Here is a 23,119-nt window from a genome sequence, read left to right on the forward strand (position 1 = left end):
TTACTACCCCATAACAGGAGAGCAGCATGTCCTTAGCTGACGTGAAGAAGAATGCGCAAGAGCGCATGACCAAGTCGATCGAAACCTTGCGCGCCGACCTGGCCAAGGTGCGCACCGGCCGCGCCCACACCGGCATCCTCGACCACATCATGGTCGACTACTACGGCTCGCCGACGCCGCTGACCGGGGTCGCCAACGTCACCCTGATCGACGCCCGCACCATCGGCGTGCAGCCTTACGAAAAGAAGATGCTGAGCACGATCGAAAAAGCGATCCGCGACTCCGACCTCGGCCTGAACCCGTCGACCTTTGGCGAGCTGGTCCGTGTGCCGACCCCGGCCCTGACCGAAGAGCGCCGCAAGGAAATGGTCAAGCTGGTCAAGTCGGAAGCCGAAGACGCAAAGATTGCCGTGCGCAACATCCGCCGCGACGCCAACGAGCAGCTCAAGAAGATGGTCAAGGACAAGTCGGCATCGGAAGACGACGAGCGCCGCTCCTCGGACGAGATCCAGAAGCTGACCGACAAGTTCGTCATCGACATCGACAAGATGGTTGCGGAAAAAGAAAAAGAAGTCCTGACCGTGTAATATGCTGGCGCGCCCATGGATTGCCGGGCGCGCCACTTTTTTTTATTCCGTATTCGCCGTCATGGCAATGGATTTATGATCTTCAAGAGTTCCACGACTGTAGTTCCCGAAGTGCCGGCCGTTCCGCGCCATATCGCCGTCATCATGGACGGTAATGGCCGTTGGGCAACGAAGCGCCTGTTGCCGCGCGTTGCCGGCCACGTCAAGGGCGTCGAAGCCGTGCGTGGCGTGGTCGAGGCCTGCGTGCGGCGCGGGGTCGAATACCTGACCCTGTTCGCGTTCTCGTCGGAAAACTGGCGCCGCCCGGAAGAGGAAGTGTCGCTGCTGATGCGCCTGTTCGTGACCGCGCTCGAGCGCGAAGTCTCGAAGATGCATGCGAATAACATCCGCCTGAAAGTGGTCGGCGACCTGTCGCGCTTCGACGCCAAGCTGCGCGAGATGATCGCCAACGCCGAGCGCCGCACCGCCGGCAATACCCGCCTGACCGTCACCGTCTGCGCCAACTACGGCGGCCGCTGGGACATCATGCAGGCCACCGGCAAGATGGTCGCGGCCCATCCGGGCCAGGCGGAATTTACCGAAGACATGCTGGCGCCGCACCTGGCGATGGCCTATGCACCCGAGCCCGACCTGTTCATCCGCACCGGCGGCGAAGAGCGCATCTCCAACTTCCTGCTGTGGCAGCTGGCCTATTCCGAGCTGTATTTCACCGATACCTACTGGCCCGACTTTTCGGTCGAGTCGCTGGACGCGGCCATCGCGTCCTACCAGAACCGCGAGCGCCGCTTCGGCCGCACCGGCGAACAAGTAGCGAATAAAGAGAACAAGACAAGCTGATGCTGAAAACCCGGATCGTCACCGCGCTCGTGCTGCTGGCAGTGCTCCTGCCTGTCCTGTATTCCAACAATCACACAGCCTTCGCGGTAGTCGCGGTCGCCTTCTTCGGGGCGGCGGTCTGGGAGACGTTCCGCCTGTTTAACCCGACCTCGAACAAGGCCGTCATCGTCGCCGTGTTCTGGACGGCGGCTTTCGCCTGGACCTTCTTCCTGGCCGACACCAGCGCCAGCCGCAGCTTCTGGTTCGTGATCAGCATCATGGTCTGGCTGCTGCGCTTCGTGCCTTCCCTGAAAACCGGCCTGCCGCCCCTGGACAGCGTCGGCAATACGCTGCTCAGCCTGACCTATGCGGTGTCGCTGGTGGGCTGCTTCGCCGCCATCGTCACGCTGTATGCCTACTCGCCGCTCTACCTGCTGTCGGTGCTGGCCATCGTCTGGTGCGCCGACGTCTTCGCCTATTTCTCGGGCAAGGCCTTCGGCAAGCGTAAACTGGCCCCATCGATCTCTCCGAATAAATCCTGGGAAGGCGTGTACGGCGGCGCCATGGCCGTTATCCTCATTTCCACGCTGGTGATCCTGTTCGGCGGCGAGCCGCTTGCCGACACCTTCCCGGTACGCGTGCAGGCCAGCCTCGGCTGGGCTGTCACCTACCTGACCCTGATCCTGATCGTCGCCGCCAGTGTGGTTGGCGACCTGTTCGAATCCCAGCTCAAGCGCCGCGCCGGCATGAAAGACAGCAGCAACCTGCTGCCGGGCCATGGCGGGGTGCTCGACCGGATCGACGCCCTGGTGCCGGTGTTGCCGCTGGCGGCGCTGGTTGGCGCCTGGCTGTAAGGAGTTTTACATGCAACGCATTACGATTTTGGGCGCCACCGGCTCCATCGGCGTCTCGACCCTCGACGTGCTCGCGCGTCATCCCGAGCAGTACGCCGTGTATGCGCTGAGCGCGCACAGCCGCGTCGACAAGCTGGCAAACCAGTGCCGCCAATTCCGCCCGCAACGCGCCGTCGTCGGCACTGCCGAAGCGGCGGCTGAACTGGCGCGCCTGCTGGCCGGCCTGCCGATCGACATCAGCCATGGCGAAGCGGCCCTGTGCGAGATCGCTTCCAGTCCCGACACCGACACCGTCATGGCCGCCATCGTCGGCGCCGCCGGCCTGGCGCCGGCCCTGGCGGCCGCGCGCGCCGGCAAGAAAATCCTGCTGGCGAACAAGGAAGCGCTGGTGATGTCGGGCCAGCTCTTCATGGACGCCGTGCTCGAACACAAGGCGACCCTGCTGCCGATCGACAGCGAGCACAACGCCATCTTCCAGTCGCTCCCGAGCAATTACGCGCGCGACCCGCGAACCGCCGGCGTCGCCAAAATCTTGCTGACCGCGTCCGGCGGTCCTTTCCTGACGCGCGCCGTCGAGACCCTGGAAGACGTGACGCCGGATGAGGCCTGCAAGCACCCGAACTGGTCGATGGGCCGCAAGATTTCGGTCGACTCCGCGACCATGATGAACAAGGGCCTGGAAGTGATTGAGGCGCACTGGCTGTTCGGCGCACCGGCCGACCTGATCGAGGTCGTGATCCACCCGCAAAGCGTGATCCACTCGATGGTCTCCTACCTCGACGGCTCGGTGCTGGCCCAGCTCGGCAACCCCGACATGCGCACCCCGATCGCGCACGCGCTGGCCTATCCCGAGCGCATCGATTCCGGCGTCGCCCAGCTCGACCTGACCAGCATGGGCGCGCTGCAGTTCCACAAGCCCGATTTCGATCGCTTCCCCTGCCTGGCGCTCGCTTTCGACGCCCTGCGCGCGGGCGGCACCGCGCCGGCCCTGCTGAATGCCGCCAACGAGATCGCGGTCGAAGCCTTCCTCGAGCGGCGCATCGGGTTTCGCGACATCGACCGCGTCGTGCGCCGCGTAATGGACGAGAACCCGCATGGCGATGCCATTGACGTGGCGGCGGTGATGGCGCAGGATGCGCTGGCGCGCCGCGCCGCCGGGCAGCTCGTCGCCGGCATGGCACGCTAGCCTCACCAAGGCACGAGACCCGACATGAACTTCCTCTACACCGCAGTCGCCTTTTTGCTGGCGCTCGGACCCCTCATCATCTTCCACGAGCTCGGCCACTACTGGGTGGCGCGCGCCTGCGGCGTCAAGGTGCTGCGCTTTTCGCTCGGCATGGGCAAGGTCGTGTGGTCGCGCCGTTTCGGACCCGACCAGACCGAATGGGCCGTGTCGGCGCTGCCGCTGGGCGGCTACGTGCAAATGCTCGACAGCCGCGACCCGGCCACCGCGCCGAAAGACGAGAAGGAGAGCGCACGCGACTTCATGCGCCAGAACGTCTGGAAACGCATCGCCATCGTCGCGGCCGGTCCCATCGCCAACTTCCTGCTCGCCATTGCGCTGTTCGCCGCGCTGTTCGTGCATGGCACCGAGGAGCCGGCCACCAGGCTGCGTCCAATGGCCGAGAATACCCCGGCGTATGTGGCCGGCCTGCGCGGCGGCGACAGCATCGTTGCCGTCAACGGCGAGCAGGTCGCCTCCTGGGGCGATTTGCGCTGGAAGGTGCTGGGCCTGGCCATCGACAAGGGCGCGGCGCGCTTCGACGTGCGCGCCGCCAACGGCGGCAACTACGCCGCCACCATCCCGGACACTGTGATTGCCAAGACCGATCCCGAGGGCGACGTCATGGCCGCGCTCGGGCTGGGTGTCTGGATCGGCATGCCGGTGGTCGGCAAGGCGGTCGATGGCGGCGCCGGCGCGCGCGCCGGCCTCCTGCCGGGCGACGTGGTGCTGGGCGCCGACGGCAAGCCCTTCGCGCATGCGGCCGATTTCGTGCAGGCCGTGCGCGCCGCTCCGGGCCGGGTCATGCAGCTGCAGGTGCGCCGCGGCGAACAGACCCTGGCGCTGCCGCTCACGCCGGAACGCGACCCGAAAGGGCAGGGCATTGCCGCGGTCCAGCTGGCGCCCGCGATCGAACGCGTCACCGTGCAATCGGGACCGGTCGAGGCGCTGCAGAAGGGCGTGCGCCGCACCTGGGAAATGACGGCCCTGACCTTCAAGATGATCGGCAAGATCGTCACCGGACAGGCCTCGCTGAAGAACATCACCGGCCCGATCGCGATCGCCGACTATGCCGGCCAGACCGCGCGCCTGGGCCTGGCGACGTTTTTGAGCTTCATCGCGGTCGTCAGCGTGAGTCTTGGTGTAATGAATCTGTTACCAATTCCAGTGCTGGATGGTGGCCATTTGCTGTATTATTCGCTGGAAGTTTTGACCGGGCGCCCCCTGCCCGAGCGGATCACCGCATTCGCACAGCGTGCGGGGGTGGCCCTGCTGTTCATGCTGATGGCGCTCGCCATCTTCAATGACCTGTCGCAGCGGCTGTAGCGCTTGACGCAGCTGCGCGGCACGGGCCAAGAATATAGACGTTGTCCAATGACTGACCAGATTAGCCAATGAAATCACAACAAGATCGTTTTGCCCTGCCGTTCCTTCGCCGCAGCCTGATCGGCGCGGCCGTGCTGGCCCTGTGCGCCGGCCCTGTACTCGCCGTCGAACCCTTCGTCGTGAAAGACATCCGGATCGAAGGCATCCAGCGGACCGAAGCCGGCACCGTGTTCACTTACCTGCCGGTGCGCGTGGGCGAGACCTTCAACGACGAAAAAAGCATCGCCGCGATCAAGGCGCTGTACGCCACCGGCTTCTTCAAGGACATCCGCCTCGAAGAAAAGAACGGCGTGCTGGTCGTGCTCGTCGAGGAGCGTCCGGCGATTGCCGCCGTCGACTTCACCGGCACCAAGGAATTCGAGAAGGACATGCTGATCAAGGCCCTGCGCGACATCGGCGTGGGCGAGACCAAGATCTACGACAAGGCCTCGGTCGACCGCGCCGAACAGGAACTGAAACGCCAGTACCTGTCGCACGGCCTGTACGGCGTCAAGATCACGACCACCATCACCCCGATCGAGCGTAACCGCGTCAACGTGATGTTCAACGTCGACGAAGGCGATGTCGCGCGCATCAAGGGCATCAACATCGTCGGCAACAAGGCCTTCTCGGACAAGGAACTGCAGAACGTGCTGCAGCTCTCGACATCGGGCTGGCTGACCTGGTACTCGAAAGCCGACCAGTATTCCAAGACCAAGCTGACCGGCGACCTGGAATCGATCAAGTCCTTCTACCTCGACCGCGGCTACCTCGAAGCGACGGTCGAATCGACCCAGGTCTCGATCACGCCCGACAAGCGCGAGATCTACCTGACGATCAACATCACCGAAGGCGAAAAGTACACGGTGTCTTCGGTCGCCCTGGAAGGCGAGACCTTCGGGCGTGAAGAAGAACTGCGCCAGCTGATCCTGCTGCAGCCGGGCAAGGCCTATTCCGGCGCGCTGCAGGAAGCGACCAACAAGCGCATCAGCGCGCGCCTGGGCACCTTCGGCTATGCCTTCGCCAGCGTCAACGCGAATCCCGAAATCAACCGCGAGAAGCGCGAAGTCGCCTTCACCTTCGTGGTCGATCCGGGCAAGCGCGCCTACGTGCGCAACATTAATATCTCCGGCAATACCGTCACCCGCGACGAAGTCATTCGCCGCGAATTCCGCCAGTTCGAAAGCAGCTGGTACGACGGCGACAAGGTCAAGCTCTCGCGCGACCGCGTCGACCGCCTCGGCTACTTCAAGGAAGTCAAGGTCGACACGCCGGAGTCGCCGGGCAGCGGCGACCAGGTCGACGTCAACCTGACCGTCGAAGAAAAGCCGACTGGTAACTTCATGATCGGCGGTTCGTTCTCGCAGGCCGAGAAGTTCACCTTCACGGCCTCGGTCCAGCAGGCCAACTTCGCCGGCAGCGGCCAGACCGTCGGCATCGACCTGAACACCTCGAAGTACAGCAAGACGATCGCGTTCTCGAACACGAATCCCTATTTCACCGAAGACGGCATTTCGCGCGCCTTCCAGCTCTACCTGCGCACGACCCGTCCGCCGCTGTCGAACATCGGTTCCTACACGGTGCGCCAGACCGGCGGCAACATGACCTTCGGCGTGCCGTTCTCGGAAACCGACACCGTCTACTTCGGCGCCGGCCTCGAGCGCACCACGCTGACCACCGACGAGACCAGCCCGACCCTGTACCGCTCCTTCGTGACGCAGAACGGCGGCCCGGCCAACGGTATCGGTACCGGCAAGAGCGTGGCGATCCCGCTGACGGTGGCCTGGGGCCGCGACAGCCGCGACAGCGCGCTGACCCCGAGCATCGGCCGCTACCAGCGCGCCAACATCGAGATCGATGCGATCGGCGACTCGAAATACTACCGCCTCGTGTACGAGCAGCAGTGGTACCGCCCGATCACGAGCTGGATGACGCTGGCCCTGCGCGGCGAGTTCGATTACGGCAAGGGCATCGGCGGCGACAATTACCCGGTCTTCAAGAACTTCTACGCCGGCGGCATCGGTTCGGTGCGCGGCTACGAAAGCTCGACCCTGGGCGTGGTCGATCCGGTCTATGGCGACGCCATCGGCGGCTCCAAGCGCCTCATCGGCAACGTCGAACTCCAGTTCCCGTTCCCGGGCAGCAAGGACCGCAGCCTGCGCTGGTTCACCTTTGCCGACGGCGGCCAGGTATTCCAGGAGAAGTCGAAGATCTATCTGGGCGAACTGCGCTACTCGGCCGGTATCGGCCTGTCGTGGATCTCGCCGGTCGGACCGCTGCGCCTGAGTTATGCTAAGCCCCTGAACGCCAAGCCGGGCGACCAGGAGGAGCGTTTCCAGTTCCAGATGGGTACGGGCTTCTGACCAGGCGCACCCTGCGCCACACCTTTTCATCGCGGAGAATTATGTTGACAAACCTGATAGCCTCGCTGCCCCGTGTGCCCCGTGTGCCCCGTCTGCTCTTGCTGGCGGCCGTGTGCGCCGTCGCGCTGCCGGCCATGGCGCAGAGTACCGGCCGCATCGGCTTCGTGTTCACCGAGCGCCTGATGACCGAATCGAAGATGGCCAAGGCCGCCGACGCCAAGATCCAGGCCGAGTTCTCGAAGCGCCAGAAGACGACCGAAGAGATGGTGGCGAAGTTCAAGCAGATGAGCGAGAAGTTCGACGCCGACGCGCCGCGCCTGACCGACGTCGAGCGCACCCGCCGCGCGCGCGAACTGTTCGACATGGAAAAAGACGTGCAGCGCATGAACCGCGAGTTCACCGAAGACCTGATGCAGCGCAAGGGCGAAGAACGCGCCGCCATCGCCCAGAAGGCCTACAAGCTGATCGAACAGATCGCGGAGCAGGAAAAACTCGACGCCGTGCTGCAGGAAGCCGCCTGGTCGAGCCCGCGCATCGACATCACCGACAAGATCCTGAAGCTGCTGGACAAGTAATATTTTGGAATCACGCGAATCCCCTCTGCCAGGCGTGCGCCTGGGTGACCTGGTCGAGCGTTTCGGCGGCCAGCTGGTCGGCAGCCCCGACCTCGCCGTCGCCTCGATCGCGCCGCTCGACAGCGCCGGCCCCGGCCAGATCAGCTTCCTGTCCAACAGCAAGCTGCGCGCGCTGGCCGCGCAGAGCGAGGCCGCGGCGCTGATCCTGTCGCCGCTCGACGACCCGGCGGTCAGCGCGACCTACCCCGGTGCGCGCATCATCACCACCAATCCGTACGCTTATTTCGCGCGCGCCGCTCAGTATTTCGTGGCCCTGGAGGAGGACGCACCGGCGCCCGGCATCCACCCGAGCGCGGTCGTCGATCCGTCGGCGCAGGTCGACCCGAGCGCCCACATCGGACCGCATGTCACGATCGAAGCCGGCGCGTCAATCCATGCCGGCGTCGTCATCGAGCATGGCTGCTTCATCGGCAGCGGCAGCGTGGTGGGCGAGGGCACGCGCTTCTTCGCCAACGTCACCTTCCACCGCAAGTGCGTCATCGGCGCGCGCGGCATCGTGCATTCGGGCGCAGTCATCGGCGGTGACGGCTTCGGCTTCGCCAACGAGGCCGGCGTCTACATCAAGATCCCGCAGACCGGGCGCGTCCTCATCGGTGACGACGTCGACATCGGCTCGAACACTTCGATCGACCGCGGCGCCCTGGCCGACACCGTCATCGAAGACGGCGTCAAGCTGGATAACCAGATCCAGATCGGCCACAACTGCCATATCGGCAAGCATACGGCGATGGCCGGCTGCGTCGGCGTGGCCGGCAGCGCGAAGATCGGCAGCCGCTGCACCTTTGGCGGCGCGGCGATGGTGCTGGGCCACCTCGAGATCGCCGACAACGTGCACATCTCCTCGGGCAGCATGGTTTCGCGCTCGGTGCTGGAACCCGGCCAGTACACGGGCTTCTACCCGCTGGCGAAGAATGCCGAATGGGAGAAGTCGGCCGCCATCGTGCGCAATCTGAACACGATGCGCGACAAGCTGCGGGCTTTAGAGAAAACAATTAAAACGATAACCGAACAAAGCAAACTCGAAAATGACTGATTCCATCGCCACCCCCGAAGCCAAGCGTACGCTGAACATCACCGAGATCAAGGAATACCTGCCGCACCGTTACCCGCTGCTGCTGGTCGACCGCGTGCTCGACGTCGAAGTCGGCAAGCGCATCACCGCCCTCAAGAACGTGACCGTCAACGAAGAATTCTTCAACGGCCACTTCCCGCACCAGCCGGTGATGCCGGGCGTGCTGATGATCGAAGCGCTGGCGCAAACCGCCGCCATCCTGTCGTTCATGACGATGGACGTGAAGCCCGACGAAAATTCGGTGGTGTATTTCGTCGGCATCGACAACGCCCGCTTCAAGCGTCCGGTCGGGCCTGGCGACCAGCTGGTGATGGACGTCGAGATCCTGCGCGTCTCGCGCGGCATCTGGAAGTACAAGGCCGTGGCCACGGTGGACGGCAAGGTCGCGGTTGAAGGCGAGCTGATGTGCACAATCCGCGCCAACGAGAACGCGGCGGCGGCAGCACCGGCGCCAGTCGCGGGGCAGTAACATGACGAAGATTCATCCGAGCGCGATCGTCGATCCCAAGGCCGAGCTGGACAGCTCGGTCCAGGTCGGCCCGTACTCGATCGTCGGTCCCAACGTGCGCATCGGCGCCGGCAGCGTCGTCGGACCGCACGTGGTCATCGAAGGCCATACGACGATCGGCAGCAACAACCGATTCTTCCAGTTCTGTTCGATCGGCGCCGCGCCCCAGGACAAGAAGTGGAAGGGCGAGCCGACCCGCCTCGAGATCGGCAACGACAACACCGTGCGCGAATTCGTCACCTTCAACCTGGGCACGGCCCAGGACGAAGGGGTCACGCGCCTGGGCGACGACAACTGGATTTCGGCCTACGTGCACCTGGCGCACGATTGCCAGGTGGGCAGCCACACGATCTTCTCGAACAATGCCCAGCTCGCCGGCCACGTCCACGTCGGCGACCATGCGATCCTGTCCGGCTACGCCGGCGTGCACCAGTTCTGCAAGATCGGCGCGCATGCCTTCATCGGCATGTACACCAGCCTGACCCAGGACGTGCCGCCCTTCGTGCTGGTGTCGGGCAACCCGGCCGGCGCGCGCGGCGTGAACATCGAAGGCCTCAAGCGCCGCGGGTTCAGCCGTCCCCAGATCGACGGCATCCGCGCCGCCTACAAGCACATCTACCGCTCGAACCTGACGCTGGAAGAAGCGAAAGCGGCCCTGGCGCAGGAAGAGGGCGACATGCCGGAAGCCGCAGCCGAGATCCGCGCGCTGCGCGACTTCCTGGGCGCCGCCACCCGTGGCATCGTCCGCTGAAGGCTTGAACCCGAACGCAGGGCTGTCGCTGGCCATGGTCGCCGGCGAAGTGTCCGGCGACATGCTTGCCGCGCGCCTGATCGCCGGCCTGCGCCCGCACCTGCCGCAGGCGCGCTTCCACGGCATCGGCGGCCCGCGCATGATAGAACAGGGTTTCACCTCCGACGTGCCGCTCGACACGCTGACGGTGCGCGGCCTGTTCGAAGTCATCCCGCGCTACCGCGAAATCAAGGGCATCCAGAACCGCCTGCGCGACCGCCTGCTGGCCGAGCGTCCGGCGGCATTCATCGGCGCCGACTATCCCGGCTTCAACCTTGGCCTGGAAGAGCAGCTGCGCGCGCAGGGGATTCCGACGGTGCACTTCGTCGGGCCGCAGATCTGGGCCTGGCGCGGCGGGCGCATCAGGAAGATCCAGCGCGCGGTCTCGCACATGCTGGTGATCTTTCCGTTCGAAGAGCAGATCTACCGCGACGCCGGCGTGCCGGTGACGTATATCGGCCACCCGCTGGCGGAAACGATTCCCCTGGCGCCGGATGTGGCCGCCGCCCGGATTGCGCTCGGGCTGCCTGTGGACGCGCGCGTGGTGACGCTCATGCCCGGCAGCCGCATGGGCGAACTGAAATACCTGGCCGAACCGTTCGTGCGCGCCGCCGGCCTGCTGGCGCGGCGCGACCCGGGCTTGAAATTCGTCGTGCCGATGGCCGGCGACAAGCAGCGTGCCTATTTCAGCGACATCGTGGCAAACGCCGGGCTGCAAGACCTGCCCCTGATGCTGGTCGACGGCAGCTCGCACACGGCGATCGGCGCGGCCGACGCCGTCTTGGTGGCCTCGGGCACGGCTACGCTGGAAGTGGCCCTGTTCAAGAAGCCGATGGTGATTGCCTACAAGGTCATGCGCGCGTCCTGGGAAATCATGCGCCACATGGGCTACCAGCCCTGGATCGGCCTGCCGAATATCCTGGCGCGCGAATTCCTGGTGCCGGAACTGTTGCAACATGCCGCCACGCCCGAAGCAATGGCGGACGCGGTGTGGGCGCAGTTGAACGACACGGCGCGACGCGATAAGCTGGCGGCACGCTTCCTCGACATGCACCACAGCCTGCTGCGCGACAGTGCGCACGAAAGCGCGCAGGCCGTACTACGTTTGATTGGCTCCAAGAATTCAGCATGACTAAGCTTATGACCAGGAAGCGCGTCAATTTCTATCCCGGCCTGCCGCCCCGGCTGCGTCCGTTCACCGAGCTCGACATCGTCTGCGGCGTCGACGAAGCCGGCCGCGGGCCGCTGGCCGGCCCCGTCTATGCGGCGGCCGTCATCCTCGACCCGCGCCGTCCGATCGAGGGCCTGCGCGATTCGAAAAAGCTGACCGAGGCCCGCCGCGACGAGCTGGCGCCGCAGATCCGCGAATACGCGATTGCCTGGGCGATTGCGGAGGCCAGCTGCGACGAGATCGATACCCTGAACATCCTGCACGCGACCATGCTGGCGATGCGGCGCGCCGTCGAGGCGCTGCACACGCTGCCGACGATTGCCTTGATCGACGGCAACCGCTGCCCGCCCATGAGCATCCGCGCCCACGCCGTGATCGAGGGCGACGACAAGTGCCACGCGATTTCGGCGGCCTCGATACTGGCCAAGACCGCGCGCGATGCCGAGCTGGTGCGCCTGCATGCCCAGTACCCCGAATACTGCTTCGACCAGCACAAGGGTTACTCCACGGCGCTGCACCTGGAGCGCCTGCGCCGCCACGGCCCTTCGCCGGTACACCGCCGCTCGTTCGCGCCGGTGCGCAACTTGCTGCAGGTCGATCTGTTCGCGCCCGCCGAGGTGAACGATCAGGTGCAGGCCGCATGAAAACCGTCAGTTCACGCGACAACCCGTTTTACAAGGAACTCAAAGCGCTCGCCGCCAGTTCGCAGGCGCGCCGCAAGGCCGGGCGCACGCTGCTCGACGGCGTGCACCTGTGCCAGGCCTGGCTCGACCTGCGCGGCGCGCCGGGACACTGCGTCGTCTCCGAAGAGGCCCTGCACAACCCGGAGGTGGCGAGCATCGTGGCCAGCGTCGAGAGCCTGCGCGCCCATGTGACCGTGTTGCCCGAGGCGCTGTTCGGCGCCGTCAGCCAGGTCGAGCATGGCGTCAACCTGCTGTTCCTGGTTAAGACCCCGGCCCCAAGCCAGCCGCCGGCGATGCAGGTCTCCGCCGTGCTGCTCGACGGCGTGCAGGATCCGGGCAACGTCGGCTCGATCCTGCGCAGCGCCGGCGCGGCCGGCATCACCCAGGTCTTCTGCAGCCCGGGCACGGCCTTCTGCTGGTCGCCGAAAGTGCTGCGCGCGGCGATGGGCGCCCATTTCGTGCTCGAGATCTTCGAGAACGTCGACCTGCCAGCACTGATCGAAGGATCGAACATTGCGGTGCTGGCGATGAGCGGCTATGCGCGGCAAACCCTGTACGAGATCGACCTGCGCCAGCCGGTGGCCTGGCTGCTCGGCCACGAAGGGCAGGGCGTGGCGCCCGCATTGATGGCGCTCGCCACCCACCAGGCGGTGATTCCGCATGGCGGCCAGGTCGAGTCGCTGAATGTGGCCGCCGCCGCCGCCATCTGCTTTTTCGAGCAGCTGCGCCAGCAAGGGGCATGGACGGCAGTGCCGGCCGTAGGGTAAGCTCGGCGCATAGTTTGCGTTCACCGAATTTGGAGTCAAGATGGATATCGCGCATTTGCACTTCCTGGTAGCCGAAGCCGACAACGCGCAGCGTGCGGCGCTGGTCGAAATGCTGGGCCGCCTCGGCGCCAGCCGCGTTACCGACGTGCCGGACGGGCACATGGCCCTGCGCACCTTCGAGGCCAGCTTCGCGCCGCGCGTGCACGTGGCCATCATCGACCTCGCGCTGCCCGGCATGGATGGCCTCGAGCTGATCCGCAACCTGGCGACTTTCGACTCCGGCATCAGCCTGGTCGTCACCGGCGCCCAGTCCGCCAACCTGCTGTTTTCGGTGGAAACCCTGGCCCAGGCCTATGGCATCGACTTGCTCGGCTCGATCAGCAAACCGGTCACCGCAGCCAAGCTGAAACCGCTGATCGACAACTACGTGCCGCCGGCGCCGCAGGGCCAGGTCGACGAGACGCCGCGCTTTTCCTTCGCCGAAGTCGGCTCGGGCCTGCAACAGCGCCAGTTCGAGCCCTTTTTCCAGCCGAAGATCGAGCTGGCGACCGGCAACGTCACGGGCCTGGAAACGTTTGCGCGCTGGCGTCATCCCGAGCACGGCCTGCTGGGGCCCTCGAGCTTCATCGACGCGCTCGAGCAGAACAACCGCATCGACTTTCTCGACTGGAGCATGATCGAGCTGTCGGTCGAGCACTGCCGCTGGTTCCACGACCAGGGCACGCCGATCTCGATATCGATCAACCTGGCGCCCGAGACCCTGGCCCATCCGGCTTTCCTGCGCCAGATGACGGCCTGCCTGGGCCGCCACCGGGTGCTGCCCGACTACATCACCTTCGAGATGCCCGAGTCGTCGGTCGTGAATACCGACCCGAATTTCATCGAGCGCCTGGTGCGCCTGCGCATGATGGGCTTCGGCCTGGCGATCGACGACTACGGCACCGGCCGCTCGAACCTGCAGCTGTTGGCGCGCATCCCGTTCACGGAACTGAAGATCGACCGCAGCTTCGTCGACGGCGCCTCGAAACGCCGCCCGCTCGGCACCGTCCTGCGTTCCTGCATGAGCCTCGCGCACAGCCTGGACCGGATGTCGGTCGCGGTCGGCGTCGAGACGCGCCAGGACTGGGACTTCCTGCAGGGCCTGGGCTGCACCTATGCCCAGGGCTACCACATCGCCAACCCGATGGAGGCGAAAGCCTTCCCGGGGTGGCTGGAAGACTGGCGTCATTTTTTCTAAGGTCGCGCCTGAAAAAACGCACATGGCGGCGTTGCGTCGTCTCGCCGTACTCACGTACTGTCTTCGACGACGCGCCTTGCCCTGTGCGCTTTGTCAGACGCTCTGGAAAGGTCGCTATTCGCGACATGTTAAGATAAACCCATGGACCGACGAAGCGACTACAAGACCGCGCTGCTGATCGACGCAGCGATCCACACGCCGGCCGACGCTGCGGCCTCGCCGGCACGCGAGCTGGCCGGAATCGGCGTGCCTTTCGAGATCGCCAAGCGGGTGCTGATGCGCCCGGCCGAGCGGCGCCAGCCTCTGCCAACCGCCGCCGAGGCGGCCGCCGCCGCGCGCGAAGCCGACCTCCTCAACTAAGCCATGGCCATTCCCCTCCGCTGCCGCTGCGGCAAGCTGCAGGGCGAACTGGACCCCGCCGGCGTCGCGGCGCGCGCGGTCTGCTATTGCAGGGACTGCCAGGCCTTCGCGCGCTTTCTCGCAAGCGAAGGCGGCGCGCCCGACGTGCTCGACAGCGCCGGCGGCACCGAGGTCGCCGCAAGCCTGCCGGGCGCAGTGCGTTTTACCGGCGGACTGGAACACCTGTCCTGCATGTCGCTCAGTCCGCGCGGGCTGTACCGCTGGTATGCGAGCTGCTGCGGCACCCCGATCGGCAACACGCCGCGCGACCCGAAAACGCCGTATGTCGGCCTGGTGCGCGCCTGCCTCGCCACACCGGCCGCGGCCCTGGATCGGGAACTGGGCGCTTCGCGCATTGCGGTGCAGACCGCGTCGGCGCGCGCACCCGTGCCTTCGACGACGGTGCGCACTGCCTGGGCGGTAGTAAAAATCGGCACGATGATCCTGCGCGCGCGCCTCGGCGGCGGCTACCGCGCCAATCCCTTTTTCAGTCCGGACTCGTCCGAGCCGCTGCGCCAGCCGCGCGTGCTGACCCGGGAAGAACGCGCCGCCTTGACGCACTGACTCGCCCGATGAAGACACCAAGCCCGGCCATGCGCCGGGCTTTTCTTATCAAGAGACATGTAAATTGCTATTAGCTAGCAATATAACCTTCCATGTATACGATGGTTAGTGCTATTCTCCGGAACGATGACGTTCCAATAACACGACTAATTACTACTGGAGAGTAGAGCATGGCGTCCCCGCATCAGACTTACCTTGTCGTTCTCGCCGCCGGGCTCTGCGCCACGGCCTTTGCCCAGGAGCCGGTACAGCGCGTCGAAGTGAAGGGGGCGGCCTACGATGCGCGGCGCGACGATACGGCCAGCAGGATCGTCGTCAACCGCGAGGACATCGCACGGTACGGCGACACCAGCGTGTTCGAGATCTTCAAGCGCATCCCCGGTGTCACGGTCAGCACCGGGTCCGGTCGCAGCCAGGAAGTCAGGATGCGCGGGCTGGGCGCGGGCTACACCCAGATCCTGGTAAATGGCGAACGGATGGCGCAAGGCTTTTCCATCGACACCCTGTCGCCCGAGCAGATCGAACGCATCGAAGTGCTGCGGGCTGCATCGGCCGAGCTGTCGACGCAATCGGTGGCCGGCACCATCAATATCGTGCTGCGCAAGACGGCGCGCAAGCGCGAGCGCGAGGCCAAGCTCGCTTACCTGCACTCGGCGGATTTCCGCGGGCCGACAGCAAGCCTGCAGATCGGCGACAGCGGCGAACGGTCCTCGTATTCGGTCTCGGCCAGCGGCAGCCATGAGCGCTTCGTGCGCGAGGCGCTCGGCTATGAGGAGAACACCTCGCCCGCTGGTGTCCTCGACCTGCTGCGCACGACCGTCGTGCCCGAGACCGGGCACACCAGCAAGATCAACCTCAGCCCGCGCTTCAACTGGACCCTTGCCAACGGTGACACCCTGGCCTGGGAGAACCTGGTCAACGCCCGCCGTTTCCGGAACCGCGCGCATCCGCAAGCGACTACCTTGCTCGGCGCGCCGCCGCCGGTGCCCGACCTGCGCATCAGGGCCGCCGGCGACCACCTGCAGCTGAAAACGGACTTGCGCTGGACGCGCAGCCTCGCGTCGGGCGCCAAGCTGGAAACGAAAGTCGGCGTCGAGCGCACGCACCGCGAAGACCGCTACGATCGCTCCGGCTTCGACAGCAGGGGACGCCCCGCCACCGAAGGCAGCCTCTCGCCGGACGTGCGCATGGAGGGCGCCAGCAGCACCGGCAAGTACACGCGCAGCCTCGATCAAGGCCATGTGCTGGCGCTGGGCTGGGACCTTGGTGTCAACGCCAGCGACGAACTGCTGGTCGAACGCGACACGGTGCGGCCGCTGCCGCCGGGACAGCCTCTTGAAGAAACCTTCGACTCGCGCGTCGTGCGCCTTGCCGCCTACGCGCAGGACGAATGGGAGCTGACGCCGCAGTGGTCGCTGTATTTCGGCGCCCGCTGGGAAGGCGTGCGCACGCGCGTGAGCGGGAATACCTTCGACGAGACACGGGTGCGCTCGAGCGTCCTCAGTCCCGTGTTCCAGACCCTCTACAAGCTCCCCGGGGGCAAGGGCGACCAGCTGCGCCTGGCCGTCAGCCGCCCCTACAAGGCGCCTGAACTGAGCAGCCTGGTGCCGCGTCGCCAGCCCTGGGAAAACAACAGCGCGACGGAGGCCGACTACCAGGGCAATCCGGCGCTCGAGCCGGAACTGGCCTGGGGCATCGACGCCGCCTGGGAGCACTACTGGGCCGAAGGCGCGATGGTTTCGGCGAGCACCTCGCTGCGCCGCATCGACAACTACACCAGCCACCGCGTCTATTTCGACGGCCGCCGCTGGATCTTCACGCCGGCCAACGAAGATCGGGCGACCATGCGCAGCCTGGAACTGGAGGCCAAGTTCCCGCTGCGCTCGCTCTTCAAGGGCGCGCCGGCGATCGACCTGCGGGCGAACGTCTCCCGCAACTGGTCGCGCGTCGCCTCGGTGCCGGGACCAAGCAACCGCATGGAGCAGCAGACGCCGCTCAGCGCCAATCTCGGCATCGACTACAAGGCGGGCCGGCTCGCGGCAGGCGCCAGCCTGGCGCATCGCAGCGGCGGGTTTGTCCGGGTTGCCGTCAACCGGGGCTATTACTCGCAGGCCCGCACCGACCTCGACACCTACGCGGTATGGCGTTTCACGCCGAAACTCCAGTTGCGGCTTGCCGCTTCCAACCTGCTCGGCGAGGACAACGGCTTCGAGATCAGTTATACCGATCCGGTGCTGGGCACCGAGAAGCGCAGCTGGACCTACGCCGATGGCGTCAAACTGCGCACGACCCTGGAAATGAAGTTCTGAGCACGCAGCTCACAGTTCAATGACGAGATCCGGCCTGAAACCGTCCTGCTCGCCTTTGCTCAGGTAGCCCAGCGGATTGGCCACGACCCGGCACGACCATGGCCGGTCAGCGTCGGTGCCGGTGACGGTGTAGTCGTTCTGGCAGTGCAGGTGGCCGTGCAGCCACAGGTCGGCATGCGGGAACAGGCCATCGAGGGCGTTGCAAAAGCCTGCGGTGCCGGGCGTGACGCCATAGCGCGGGTCGGCGCTCGACAGGCTGGGCGCGAAATGGGTGACCGCGACGGTGCTGCCATCGAAAGGCGTGGCCAGCGCCGCGCGCAGCCAGGCCTGGCAATCGAGTCCCATCTCGCGCCATCCTTCGGCCATGAGCGGCTGTCCCGCGCGTAGCGTCGTGTTCTTGCCGAGGTAGTAGTTGGCCGCGCGCAGGGCCTTGTTGCGCAACTGCAGCTGCTTCGTGAGGTCGTGGCCGGCGGCGAGGGCGTCGAAGTCGGACCACAGGGTCGTGCCGATGAAGCGCACCTGGCCGAGCGTGACGATTTCACGGTCGAGCCAGGTGATGCCCAGCTCGTCGCAGAGCCGGCGCAGGCGGGCCAGGGTGTCGTCGAATTCCAGGCCGTCGAATTCGTGGTTGCCGGGAATGAACAAGACCTGCGCCCGTGTTGCACCCGGGCGCCGCGGCGAGAAGCGCCCCAGGCCGAAGTCGACGCCGCCGAGGCGCGAGTCCGGCTGGTAGGAGCCAATGTCGCCGGCCAGGATCACGACATCGGTGTCGGGATGGATGGCAGGCTGGAAAGCGGGATTGCGTTCGAGATGCAGGTCGGAGAAAAGCTGGATGCGCATGTTTCCAGTATAAGGTAAGCATCATCTCTCAGAAAGTTTTGTCATGAAGAACATCCAAGCGATCGTCTTCGATCTTTACGGCACTCTATTCGACGTTCATTCCGTCGCCCGGCTATGCGAACAAGTGTTCCCCGGCAGCGGCGATGCGCTGGCGCGCCTGTGGCGCCAGAAACAGCTTGAATACACCTGGTTGCGCAGCCTGATGGGCCGGTACGTGAGCTTCGACAAGGTGACGGAGGACGCCCTGCGCCACAGCTGCGCCCAGCTCGGCCTGACGCCCGACGCTGCGACGCAGCAGCGGGTCAGCGAAGCGTACTTGCGCCTCAGCCCGTTCGAGGACACCCCGCCAGCGTTAGGGCGGCTGAAAGCTACTGGTCTTCCTCTGGGTATCCTGTCCAACGGCTCCCATTATTCGATCGACCAGGTCGTGACTCATTCGGGCTTGAAACAGGCCTTCGATCAACTCATCAGTGTCGAAGAAGTCGGGGTGTTCAAACCGGATAACAGGGTCTACCGCCTGGCTGAAGAAAGGATGGGGCACGCCCGCGCAGATATTCTGTTCGTCTCGTCCAACGCATGGGACGCAAGCGGCGCCGCGCATTTTGGATTTCCGGTTTGCTGGATCAACCGCCAGGGCAATGCATTCGACGAGCTCGGCGTTCGGCCTGCCGAGACGGTGCCGGATCTGGAGTCGATGACGGACTGGCTGCTCGGCAAGCGCGCGTGATTGCGTCAAGTTACCGGCCTGTTTGTTGTTGCAGACGGTGGGCCAGCGTACTGAACCTGCCTCACGGAAGGCTTATCGTAACGATCTAATAACAGCCGGCCGACACCATGAGGACAACATGACCCGTACCGCTCACGACATGCACGAAGCAGAAACCCGATTGGCAAGCGCCAGGCCGAGAAAGAATGAGCAATTCGAAGGGCTGAAAGCCGAGGCTGCAGCCTTGCTCTCCTCCTGGTATGTGCGTGGTGCCGCATTGATGGGAATCGCAGTGGCGGGCTATGTGCTTGTTCAGCGCAGTAAATCCCCGACATCCTATATGTCGCTCGAACCCGGCGATGCTGGTAACGATACGCTGGCGGCGCCTGGTGCTCGTGCATCGCAGCCGGCGTCTTCTGCCGCGGCCATGAAGAATGCAGGCGACGACACATCCGCCGCAGCCGGGAAAGACACAGACAAGCCACCGACGCGTTCAGAGGCCGGCAAACCCGATGCCAAAGACACGGCGTCGGCCGCAAGCACACCCGCGCGCCCAAAATTCGAGCACACCTCGGCCAGCTGGATCGGCAGGCAGTGGCAGATACTCAAGGCGGCCGGCAACGCCTGGATCGATGATTATGCACCGAGCATGGGGGCGGCGCTTTCGTATTACACGCTGTTTTCATTGGCGCCGCTGCTGGTCCTCATCATCGCGATCGCCGGCATGGTATTCGGTCAGGATGCTGCGCAAGGCGCGATCATCGCGCAGCTTCAAGGCATCATGGGCAAGGAAGGGGCGACGGCTGTCCAGGACTTGCTGAAAGCTGCGCGTGAACCGTCCACCGGGATCGTCGCCAGTATCGTCGGCGGTTTGCTGTTGCTGCTGGGCGCGACCGCGATTTTCGCCGAGCTGCAAACTGATCTGGACCGCATCTGGCAGGTGCCGGCGAAAGACAAACCCTCGGGCCTGTGGGGATGGCTGCGCGCCCGCGTATTATCCTTCGGACTGGTTCTGGGACTGGCTTTCATGCTGATGATCTCGCTCGTCGTCAGCGCTGCGCTCGCTGCATCGAGCGCATGGTTGGGCGGGGAGGGTGCAGCGGAAAGCGTGCTGGCATCGGTGTTGAATTTCGCCGCGTCGTTCGCGCTCTTCACAGTCCTGTTTGCGATGATCTACAAGATCATGCCGACCGCGAAGATCTCTTGGCACGAAGTCTGGATGGGGGCGGCCGTGACGGCCTTGCTCTTCAACGTGGGCAAATCATTGATCGCCTTGTACCTCGCGGAATCGGACGTGGCATCGGGCTTCGGCGCAGCCGGCTCCTTCGTGATTCTCGTTGCATGGTTTTACTATTCTGCCCAGATTTTCCTGTTCGGCGCGGAATACACCTGGGTGTATGCAAACAGTAAAGTGCGCAACGAGTAGCCCGGAAGGTCTCGCGGGACCTGCCTAATCCTCGTCCTGGCGCAGCTTGTCGAAACATTCCAGCTCCGCTTCGCTCAAGCCGTCGACGACGATCGGATCGTCCGCCTGGAAGACGGCGCCGTCGACCAGCAGCCGCAGCTTGGCCAGGCGGTCGCCCATGGCCAGTGCCTGCGCCAGCGGCGTGCGGCCATTGGCACCGGCGGCCTCGATGGCGTCGGTGACGACGCCGGGAAACTCCCACAGCGCGCCGATGCGTGCCGACAGGATGCGCGCCTGGGCGAACAGTTCGCCGATAAAGGCGTCCGAGTGGGGCAGGGTATCGCCGGGGCAGATCTGGTCGATCAGGCGGAAGGCGACCACCAGGCCGATGTTCTCCATCAGGCCGGCCAGGTAGGCGTCGAAGGGATTGGCGCGCATGGCCGGGGCCAGCAGGCTGGCGCCAAGCGCGCATTTTTCGGACTGGCGCCAGATGCTTGGGGCGACACGCCGCGCATGGGGGCCGCTGCCCATGCTGATGATCGGGCGGAAAGCGACCCGCGCCAGCAGCATGCGCATGCCGTTCTGCCCGAGCAGCATGATGGCCGCCTCGATGCTGCTGACCGGCGGGCCGGCATGGTAGCGCGGCAGGTAGGCCGGGCGGTTCGCTTCGCGGTAGACCTCGGCCACCAGCACCAGGTCCTGCGACAGCTGGCGCGACAGCTCGGCCGCGTTCATGCTGTCGTCTTGCAGGCTGCGCATCAGGCGCGGAATGATTTCGGGCACGCGCGGCACCAGCGCCGCACCGGCCAGCGGCGCGCCCGCCAGGCGCGCCAGCTCGTCCAGCACGCGCCGTTCGCGCTCTGGCGCGGCGTAGGGTGGCATGGTGGCGGCAAGCCAGCGGTAGTAAGCCGCGTCGATGGCGGCCGCGCCTTCCGGTTGATCGCGCTTGCCTGACGCGGCCGGCGCACCGGCCGCGAGCCTGCCCTTGTCCGGACCTTCTCCGCCCAACAGTTTGTCCAGCCACCCCATATCGCCGCCGCTCGTAAAAGTCCAGTCAGGGATTCTACCCCGTCACCGGGTCCAGTAGTCGACAACCAGCGAGCGTTCGAGGCAGGCGCCGAGGGTGGCGACGAAGTCCTGGTGCGCCGGATGGACCAGGTAGGCGTCGCGCGCCTCGGCACTGGCGAAGGTCAGCGTGAAGCAGTGGGTAAACCCGTTGTTCAGGCCCTCCGGACTGACGTTGGTGCCCCATTCATAGGCGTCGATGCCGGGAATGGCGTCTCGAAGGGTGCCGAAGTCGGCGACGACACGCTCGACTTGGTCGCCAGTGGCGCTGGCCTTGAACGAAAACAGGACGACGTGGCGCAGGAGGGAAGAGGTGTTGGCGGTCATGGCTGTCGGGTGAAGTGATGGAATGGCCATATTAGCCGGGCCAGGTAAAACGCGGCGCAGCGCGCATCGCGGCTAAAATAGGCATTTGAAAACAAGTAAGGGCACTGCGATGAAAAAAACCGGCCTGGCAAAGAGCGATGCCAAAAAGCTGATGGGTGGAATGGGCGCACGCGGCGGCGCAATCGGGGGCGGCGCGGTAGTCGCCCCGGACAAGCGCGAACAGCGCGAGCGCGACCGTGCGGCCGGCCTGGTGCCGTTTGCCGTCAAGCTCAACGGGGACCTGGTGAAGGAACTGCAGAACCTTGCCGCCACAGGTGAGCGCGACATGAACGAACTGGTCGCCGAGCTGCTCAAGAAGGGCATGGCCGGCTGATCGGAAAAATGGCGCGGCGGTGCGGGGGATGGCTGGACGCGTGAGCGGCCAAGCCGCCCACCCTACGGAAACCGGAGGAATGTAGGGTGGGCGGGTCTCCCGCTCACGCGTTCAACCAGCCCACGCTCAGCTGCAGGCGCCCGCCTGCATGCTTTTAGTATTCCCGCCGGTCCGGCTTGATCTCCTGCAAGATCGTCGTCGCGATCTCTTCGATCGACTTGGTGGTCGAGGACAGCCAGCGTATCCCTTCGCGCTTCATCATCATTTCGGCTTCGTTCACCTCATAGCGGCAATTCTCGATCGACGCATACTTGCTGCCGGCGCGGCGCTCGTTGCGGATTTCGGCCAGGCGTTCCGGCGTGATCGTCAGGCCGAACAGCTTGTGCTTGAACTGCGGCAGCGAGGAGGGCAGCCTGCCGCGCTCGAAGTCGTCGGGGATGAGCGGGTAGTTGGCCGCCTTGATCCCGTATTGCATGGCCAGGTAGAGGCTGGTCGGGGTCTTGCCGGAACGCGACACGCCCACCAGGATCACGTCGGCGTCGGACAGGTTCTTGTGCGACTGGCCGTCGTCGTGGGCGAGCGAAAAATTGATCGCCTCGATACGGTTCTTGTATTCCTCGGAGTCGACGATGTTGTGGATGCGCCCGATCGTGTGCGTGGATTTCACGCCCAGCTCCATCTCGAGCGGCGCCACGAAAGTCTGGAACAGGTCCATGTGCATGCCGTAGGCGGCGCGGATCACGCCCGACAGGTCGTGCTTGACAAGGGTCGAGAACACGATCGGCCTCTGTTGGTTGTCGGCGTGATACACCTCATTGATGCGCCGCGCCGCGTCGCGCGCCTTGGCCAGCGTGTCGATGAAGGGGATGCGAATCTGGCGGAAGCGCATCTCGAACTGGCTCAGCACCGCGTGGCCGAAGGTCTCTGCGGTGATGCCGGTGCCGTCGGAAACAAAGAACACGGTGCGCGTGGGCGGGGGAAGCGGGGGACGGCCGTCAACTGTCATAATATTTTTTTAACTATTGCTGTCAGGGTTGCAGTGTTGTGCGATGTAAATCGGG

The 23,119-nt window shown here is 65.1% G+C and carries 24 protein-coding genes; 20 read left to right on the top strand and 4 right to left on the bottom strand.

Annotated features, from left to right (window positions below; genetic code table 11):
- Window positions 1-26 precede the first annotated feature (26 nt).
- From frr to AC56KZ_RS11960, 17 genes are all read left to right on the top strand, one after another.
- Complete coding sequence (gene frr, locus AC56KZ_RS11880) at window positions 27-587, top strand: ribosome recycling factor (protein WP_497162367.1); 561 nt, start codon at window positions 27-29, stop codon at window positions 585-587.
- A 75-nt stretch (window positions 588-662) separates the two neighbouring features.
- A complete protein-coding gene (gene uppS / locus AC56KZ_RS11885; RefSeq protein ID WP_497162368.1) occupies window positions 663-1,424 on the top strand; it encodes a polyprenyl diphosphate synthase in 762 nt (253 codons plus the stop codon).
- A complete protein-coding gene (locus AC56KZ_RS11890; RefSeq protein WP_497162369.1) occupies window positions 1,424-2,257 on the top strand; it encodes a phosphatidate cytidylyltransferase in 834 nt (277 codons plus the stop codon). Before uppS ends, AC56KZ_RS11890 begins: the two co-directional genes overlap by 1 nt.
- A gap of 10 nt (window positions 2,258-2,267) precedes the next feature.
- On the top strand, window positions 2,268-3,443 hold the full coding sequence (gene ispC, locus AC56KZ_RS11895; protein ID WP_497162370.1) for a 1-deoxy-D-xylulose-5-phosphate reductoisomerase: 1,176 nt from the start codon (window positions 2,268-2,270) through the stop codon (window positions 3,441-3,443).
- Between the two features lie 24 nt (window positions 3,444-3,467).
- Complete coding sequence (gene rseP / locus AC56KZ_RS11900) at window positions 3,468-4,805, top strand: RIP metalloprotease RseP (RefSeq protein WP_497162371.1); 1,338 nt, start codon at window positions 3,468-3,470, stop codon at window positions 4,803-4,805.
- 68 nt (window positions 4,806-4,873) lie between these two features.
- Window positions 4,874-7,207 carry an outer membrane protein assembly factor BamA gene (gene bamA / locus AC56KZ_RS11905; RefSeq protein WP_497162372.1) on the top strand — a complete coding sequence of 778 codons (2,334 nt, stop codon included), beginning with the start codon at window positions 4,874-4,876 and terminating at the stop codon, window positions 7,205-7,207.
- Window positions 7,208-7,248: 41 nt separating this feature from the next.
- Window positions 7,249-7,782 (top strand): OmpH/Skp family outer membrane protein, encoded by a 534-nt coding sequence (locus AC56KZ_RS11910; RefSeq protein ID WP_497162373.1) that lies wholly within the window; start codon window positions 7,249-7,251, stop codon window positions 7,780-7,782.
- Window positions 7,783-7,786: 4 nt separating this feature from the next.
- A complete protein-coding gene (gene lpxD / locus AC56KZ_RS11915; protein ID WP_497162374.1) occupies window positions 7,787-8,875 on the top strand; it encodes a UDP-3-O-(3-hydroxymyristoyl)glucosamine N-acyltransferase in 1,089 nt (362 codons plus the stop codon).
- Entirely contained in the window at window positions 8,868-9,383 is a 516-nt protein-coding gene (gene fabZ / locus AC56KZ_RS11920) for a 3-hydroxyacyl-ACP dehydratase FabZ (RefSeq protein WP_497162375.1), read from the top strand. The genes lpxD and fabZ overlap by 8 nt, the downstream gene beginning before the upstream one ends.
- 1 nt (window position 9,384) lies before the next feature.
- Window positions 9,385-10,173 (top strand): acyl-ACP--UDP-N-acetylglucosamine O-acyltransferase, encoded by a 789-nt coding sequence (gene lpxA / locus AC56KZ_RS11925; RefSeq protein WP_497162376.1) that lies wholly within the window; start codon window positions 9,385-9,387, stop codon window positions 10,171-10,173.
- A gap of 34 nt (window positions 10,174-10,207) precedes the next feature.
- Entirely contained in the window at window positions 10,208-11,344 is a 1,137-nt protein-coding gene (lpxB, locus tag AC56KZ_RS11930) for a lipid-A-disaccharide synthase (RefSeq protein WP_497162502.1), read from the top strand.
- 8 nt (window positions 11,345-11,352) lie between these two features.
- The gene (gene rnhB, locus AC56KZ_RS11935) at window positions 11,353-12,027 is read left to right on the top strand and encodes a ribonuclease HII (RefSeq protein ID WP_497162503.1); all 675 of its coding nucleotides are present in this window, start codon (window positions 11,353-11,355) and stop codon (window positions 12,025-12,027) included.
- Window positions 12,024-12,833: a TrmH family RNA methyltransferase gene (locus tag AC56KZ_RS11940; protein ID WP_497162377.1), complete on the top strand. Its 810-nt coding sequence runs from the start codon at window positions 12,024-12,026 to the stop codon at window positions 12,831-12,833. Before rnhB ends, AC56KZ_RS11940 begins: the two co-directional genes overlap by 4 nt.
- A gap of 40 nt (window positions 12,834-12,873) precedes the next feature.
- Window positions 12,874-14,070 carry an EAL domain-containing response regulator gene (locus AC56KZ_RS11945; RefSeq protein ID WP_497162378.1) on the top strand — a complete coding sequence of 399 codons (1,197 nt, stop codon included), beginning with the start codon at window positions 12,874-12,876 and terminating at the stop codon, window positions 14,068-14,070.
- A gap of 141 nt (window positions 14,071-14,211) precedes the next feature.
- Complete coding sequence (locus AC56KZ_RS11950) at window positions 14,212-14,430, top strand: hypothetical protein (protein ID WP_497162379.1); 219 nt, start codon at window positions 14,212-14,214, stop codon at window positions 14,428-14,430.
- Window positions 14,431-14,433: 3 nt separating this feature from the next.
- Window positions 14,434-15,033, top strand: coding sequence for a DUF6151 family protein (locus AC56KZ_RS11955; RefSeq protein WP_497162380.1), 600 nt, complete (start codon window positions 14,434-14,436; stop codon window positions 15,031-15,033).
- Between the two features lie 170 nt (window positions 15,034-15,203).
- Window positions 15,204-17,342, top strand: a complete 2,139-nt coding sequence (locus AC56KZ_RS11960; RefSeq protein WP_497162381.1) for a TonB-dependent receptor plug domain-containing protein — start codon at window positions 15,204-15,206, stop codon at window positions 17,340-17,342.
- A 9-nt stretch (window positions 17,343-17,351) separates the two neighbouring features.
- Here the strand turns inward: AC56KZ_RS11960 and AC56KZ_RS11965 are convergent, their stop codons facing one another.
- Window positions 17,352-18,182, bottom strand: a complete 831-nt coding sequence (locus tag AC56KZ_RS11965; protein ID WP_497162382.1) for a metallophosphoesterase — start codon at window positions 18,180-18,182, stop codon at window positions 17,352-17,354.
- 43 nt (window positions 18,183-18,225) lie between these two features.
- Here AC56KZ_RS11965 and AC56KZ_RS11970 point away from each other — a divergent pair, with 43 nt between their 5' ends.
- Together AC56KZ_RS11970 and AC56KZ_RS11975 are read left to right on the top strand one after the other, a co-directional pair.
- Complete coding sequence (locus AC56KZ_RS11970; RefSeq protein ID WP_497162383.1) at window positions 18,226-18,909, top strand: haloacid dehalogenase type II; 684 nt, start codon at window positions 18,226-18,228, stop codon at window positions 18,907-18,909.
- Window positions 18,910-19,027: 118 nt separating this feature from the next.
- Window positions 19,028-20,314, top strand: coding sequence for a YihY/virulence factor BrkB family protein (locus tag AC56KZ_RS11975; protein ID WP_497162384.1), 1,287 nt, complete (start codon window positions 19,028-19,030; stop codon window positions 20,312-20,314).
- Between the two features lie 24 nt (window positions 20,315-20,338).
- Here AC56KZ_RS11975 and AC56KZ_RS11980 read toward each other — a convergent pair whose 3' ends face one another.
- Window positions 20,339-21,301 (bottom strand): HDOD domain-containing protein, encoded by a 963-nt coding sequence (locus AC56KZ_RS11980; RefSeq protein WP_497162385.1) that lies wholly within the window; start codon window positions 21,299-21,301, stop codon window positions 20,339-20,341.
- Between the two features lie 63 nt (window positions 21,302-21,364).
- On the bottom strand, window positions 21,365-21,685 hold the full coding sequence (locus AC56KZ_RS11985; RefSeq protein WP_497162386.1) for a Dabb family protein: 321 nt from the start codon (window positions 21,683-21,685) through the stop codon (window positions 21,365-21,367).
- A gap of 109 nt (window positions 21,686-21,794) precedes the next feature.
- On the opposite strand from AC56KZ_RS11985, the gene AC56KZ_RS11990 reads away from it, so the two are divergent.
- The gene (locus AC56KZ_RS11990; RefSeq protein WP_497162387.1) at window positions 21,795-22,058 is read left to right on the top strand and encodes a hypothetical protein; all 264 of its coding nucleotides are present in this window, start codon (window positions 21,795-21,797) and stop codon (window positions 22,056-22,058) included.
- 154 nt (window positions 22,059-22,212) lie between these two features.
- On the opposite strand, the gene ppsR is transcribed toward AC56KZ_RS11990, so the two are convergent.
- A complete protein-coding gene (ppsR, locus tag AC56KZ_RS11995) occupies window positions 22,213-23,064 on the bottom strand; it encodes a posphoenolpyruvate synthetase regulatory kinase/phosphorylase PpsR (RefSeq protein ID WP_497162388.1) in 852 nt (283 codons plus the stop codon).
- Window positions 23,065-23,119: the final 55 nt, after the last annotated feature.

It is taken from the genome of Telluria sp. LT2P34, assembly GCF_059685915.1.

What these genes read in the sequence shown, in the direction of transcription:
- frr (WP_497162367.1), top strand. Translation starts at nt 27, where the DNA reads ATGTCCTTAGCTGACGTGAAGAAGAATGCGCAAGAGCGCATGACCAAG.
- uppS (WP_497162368.1), top strand. Translation starts at nt 663, where the DNA reads ATGATCTTCAAGAGTTCCACGACTGTAGTTCCCGAAGTGCCGGCCGTT.
- AC56KZ_RS11890 (WP_497162369.1), top strand. Translation starts at nt 1,424, where the DNA reads ATGCTGAAAACCCGGATCGTCACCGCGCTCGTGCTGCTGGCAGTGCTC.
- ispC (WP_497162370.1), top strand. Translation starts at nt 2,268, where the DNA reads ATGCAACGCATTACGATTTTGGGCGCCACCGGCTCCATCGGCGTCTCG.
- rseP (WP_497162371.1), top strand. Translation starts at nt 3,468, where the DNA reads ATGAACTTCCTCTACACCGCAGTCGCCTTTTTGCTGGCGCTCGGACCC.
- bamA (WP_497162372.1), top strand. Translation starts at nt 4,874, where the DNA reads ATGAAATCACAACAAGATCGTTTTGCCCTGCCGTTCCTTCGCCGCAGC.
- AC56KZ_RS11910 (WP_497162373.1), top strand. Translation starts at nt 7,249, where the DNA reads ATGTTGACAAACCTGATAGCCTCGCTGCCCCGTGTGCCCCGTGTGCCC.
- fabZ (WP_497162375.1), top strand. Translation starts at nt 8,868, where the DNA reads ATGACTGATTCCATCGCCACCCCCGAAGCCAAGCGTACGCTGAACATC.
- lpxA (WP_497162376.1), top strand. Translation starts at nt 9,385, where the DNA reads ATGACGAAGATTCATCCGAGCGCGATCGTCGATCCCAAGGCCGAGCTG.
- lpxB (WP_497162502.1), top strand. Translation starts at nt 10,208, where the DNA reads ATGGTCGCCGGCGAAGTGTCCGGCGACATGCTTGCCGCGCGCCTGATC.
- rnhB (WP_497162503.1), top strand. Translation starts at nt 11,353, where the DNA reads ATGACCAGGAAGCGCGTCAATTTCTATCCCGGCCTGCCGCCCCGGCTG.
- AC56KZ_RS11940 (WP_497162377.1), top strand. Translation starts at nt 12,024, where the DNA reads ATGAAAACCGTCAGTTCACGCGACAACCCGTTTTACAAGGAACTCAAA.
- AC56KZ_RS11945 (WP_497162378.1), top strand. Translation starts at nt 12,874, where the DNA reads ATGGATATCGCGCATTTGCACTTCCTGGTAGCCGAAGCCGACAACGCG.
- AC56KZ_RS11950 (WP_497162379.1), top strand. Translation starts at nt 14,212, where the DNA reads ATGGACCGACGAAGCGACTACAAGACCGCGCTGCTGATCGACGCAGCG.
- AC56KZ_RS11955 (WP_497162380.1), top strand. Translation starts at nt 14,434, where the DNA reads ATGGCCATTCCCCTCCGCTGCCGCTGCGGCAAGCTGCAGGGCGAACTG.
- AC56KZ_RS11960 (WP_497162381.1), top strand. Translation starts at nt 15,204, where the DNA reads ATGGCGTCCCCGCATCAGACTTACCTTGTCGTTCTCGCCGCCGGGCTC.
- AC56KZ_RS11965 (WP_497162382.1), bottom strand. Translation starts at nt 18,182, where the DNA reads ATGCGCATCCAGCTTTTCTCCGACCTGCATCTCGAACGCAATCCCGCT.
- AC56KZ_RS11970 (WP_497162383.1), top strand. Translation starts at nt 18,226, where the DNA reads ATGAAGAACATCCAAGCGATCGTCTTCGATCTTTACGGCACTCTATTC.
- AC56KZ_RS11975 (WP_497162384.1), top strand. Translation starts at nt 19,028, where the DNA reads ATGACCCGTACCGCTCACGACATGCACGAAGCAGAAACCCGATTGGCA.
- AC56KZ_RS11985 (WP_497162386.1), bottom strand. Translation starts at nt 21,685, where the DNA reads ATGACCGCCAACACCTCTTCCCTCCTGCGCCACGTCGTCCTGTTTTCG.
- AC56KZ_RS11990 (WP_497162387.1), top strand. Translation starts at nt 21,795, where the DNA reads ATGAAAAAAACCGGCCTGGCAAAGAGCGATGCCAAAAAGCTGATGGGT.
- ppsR (WP_497162388.1), bottom strand. Translation starts at nt 23,064, where the DNA reads ATGACAGTTGACGGCCGTCCCCCGCTTCCCCCGCCCACGCGCACCGTG.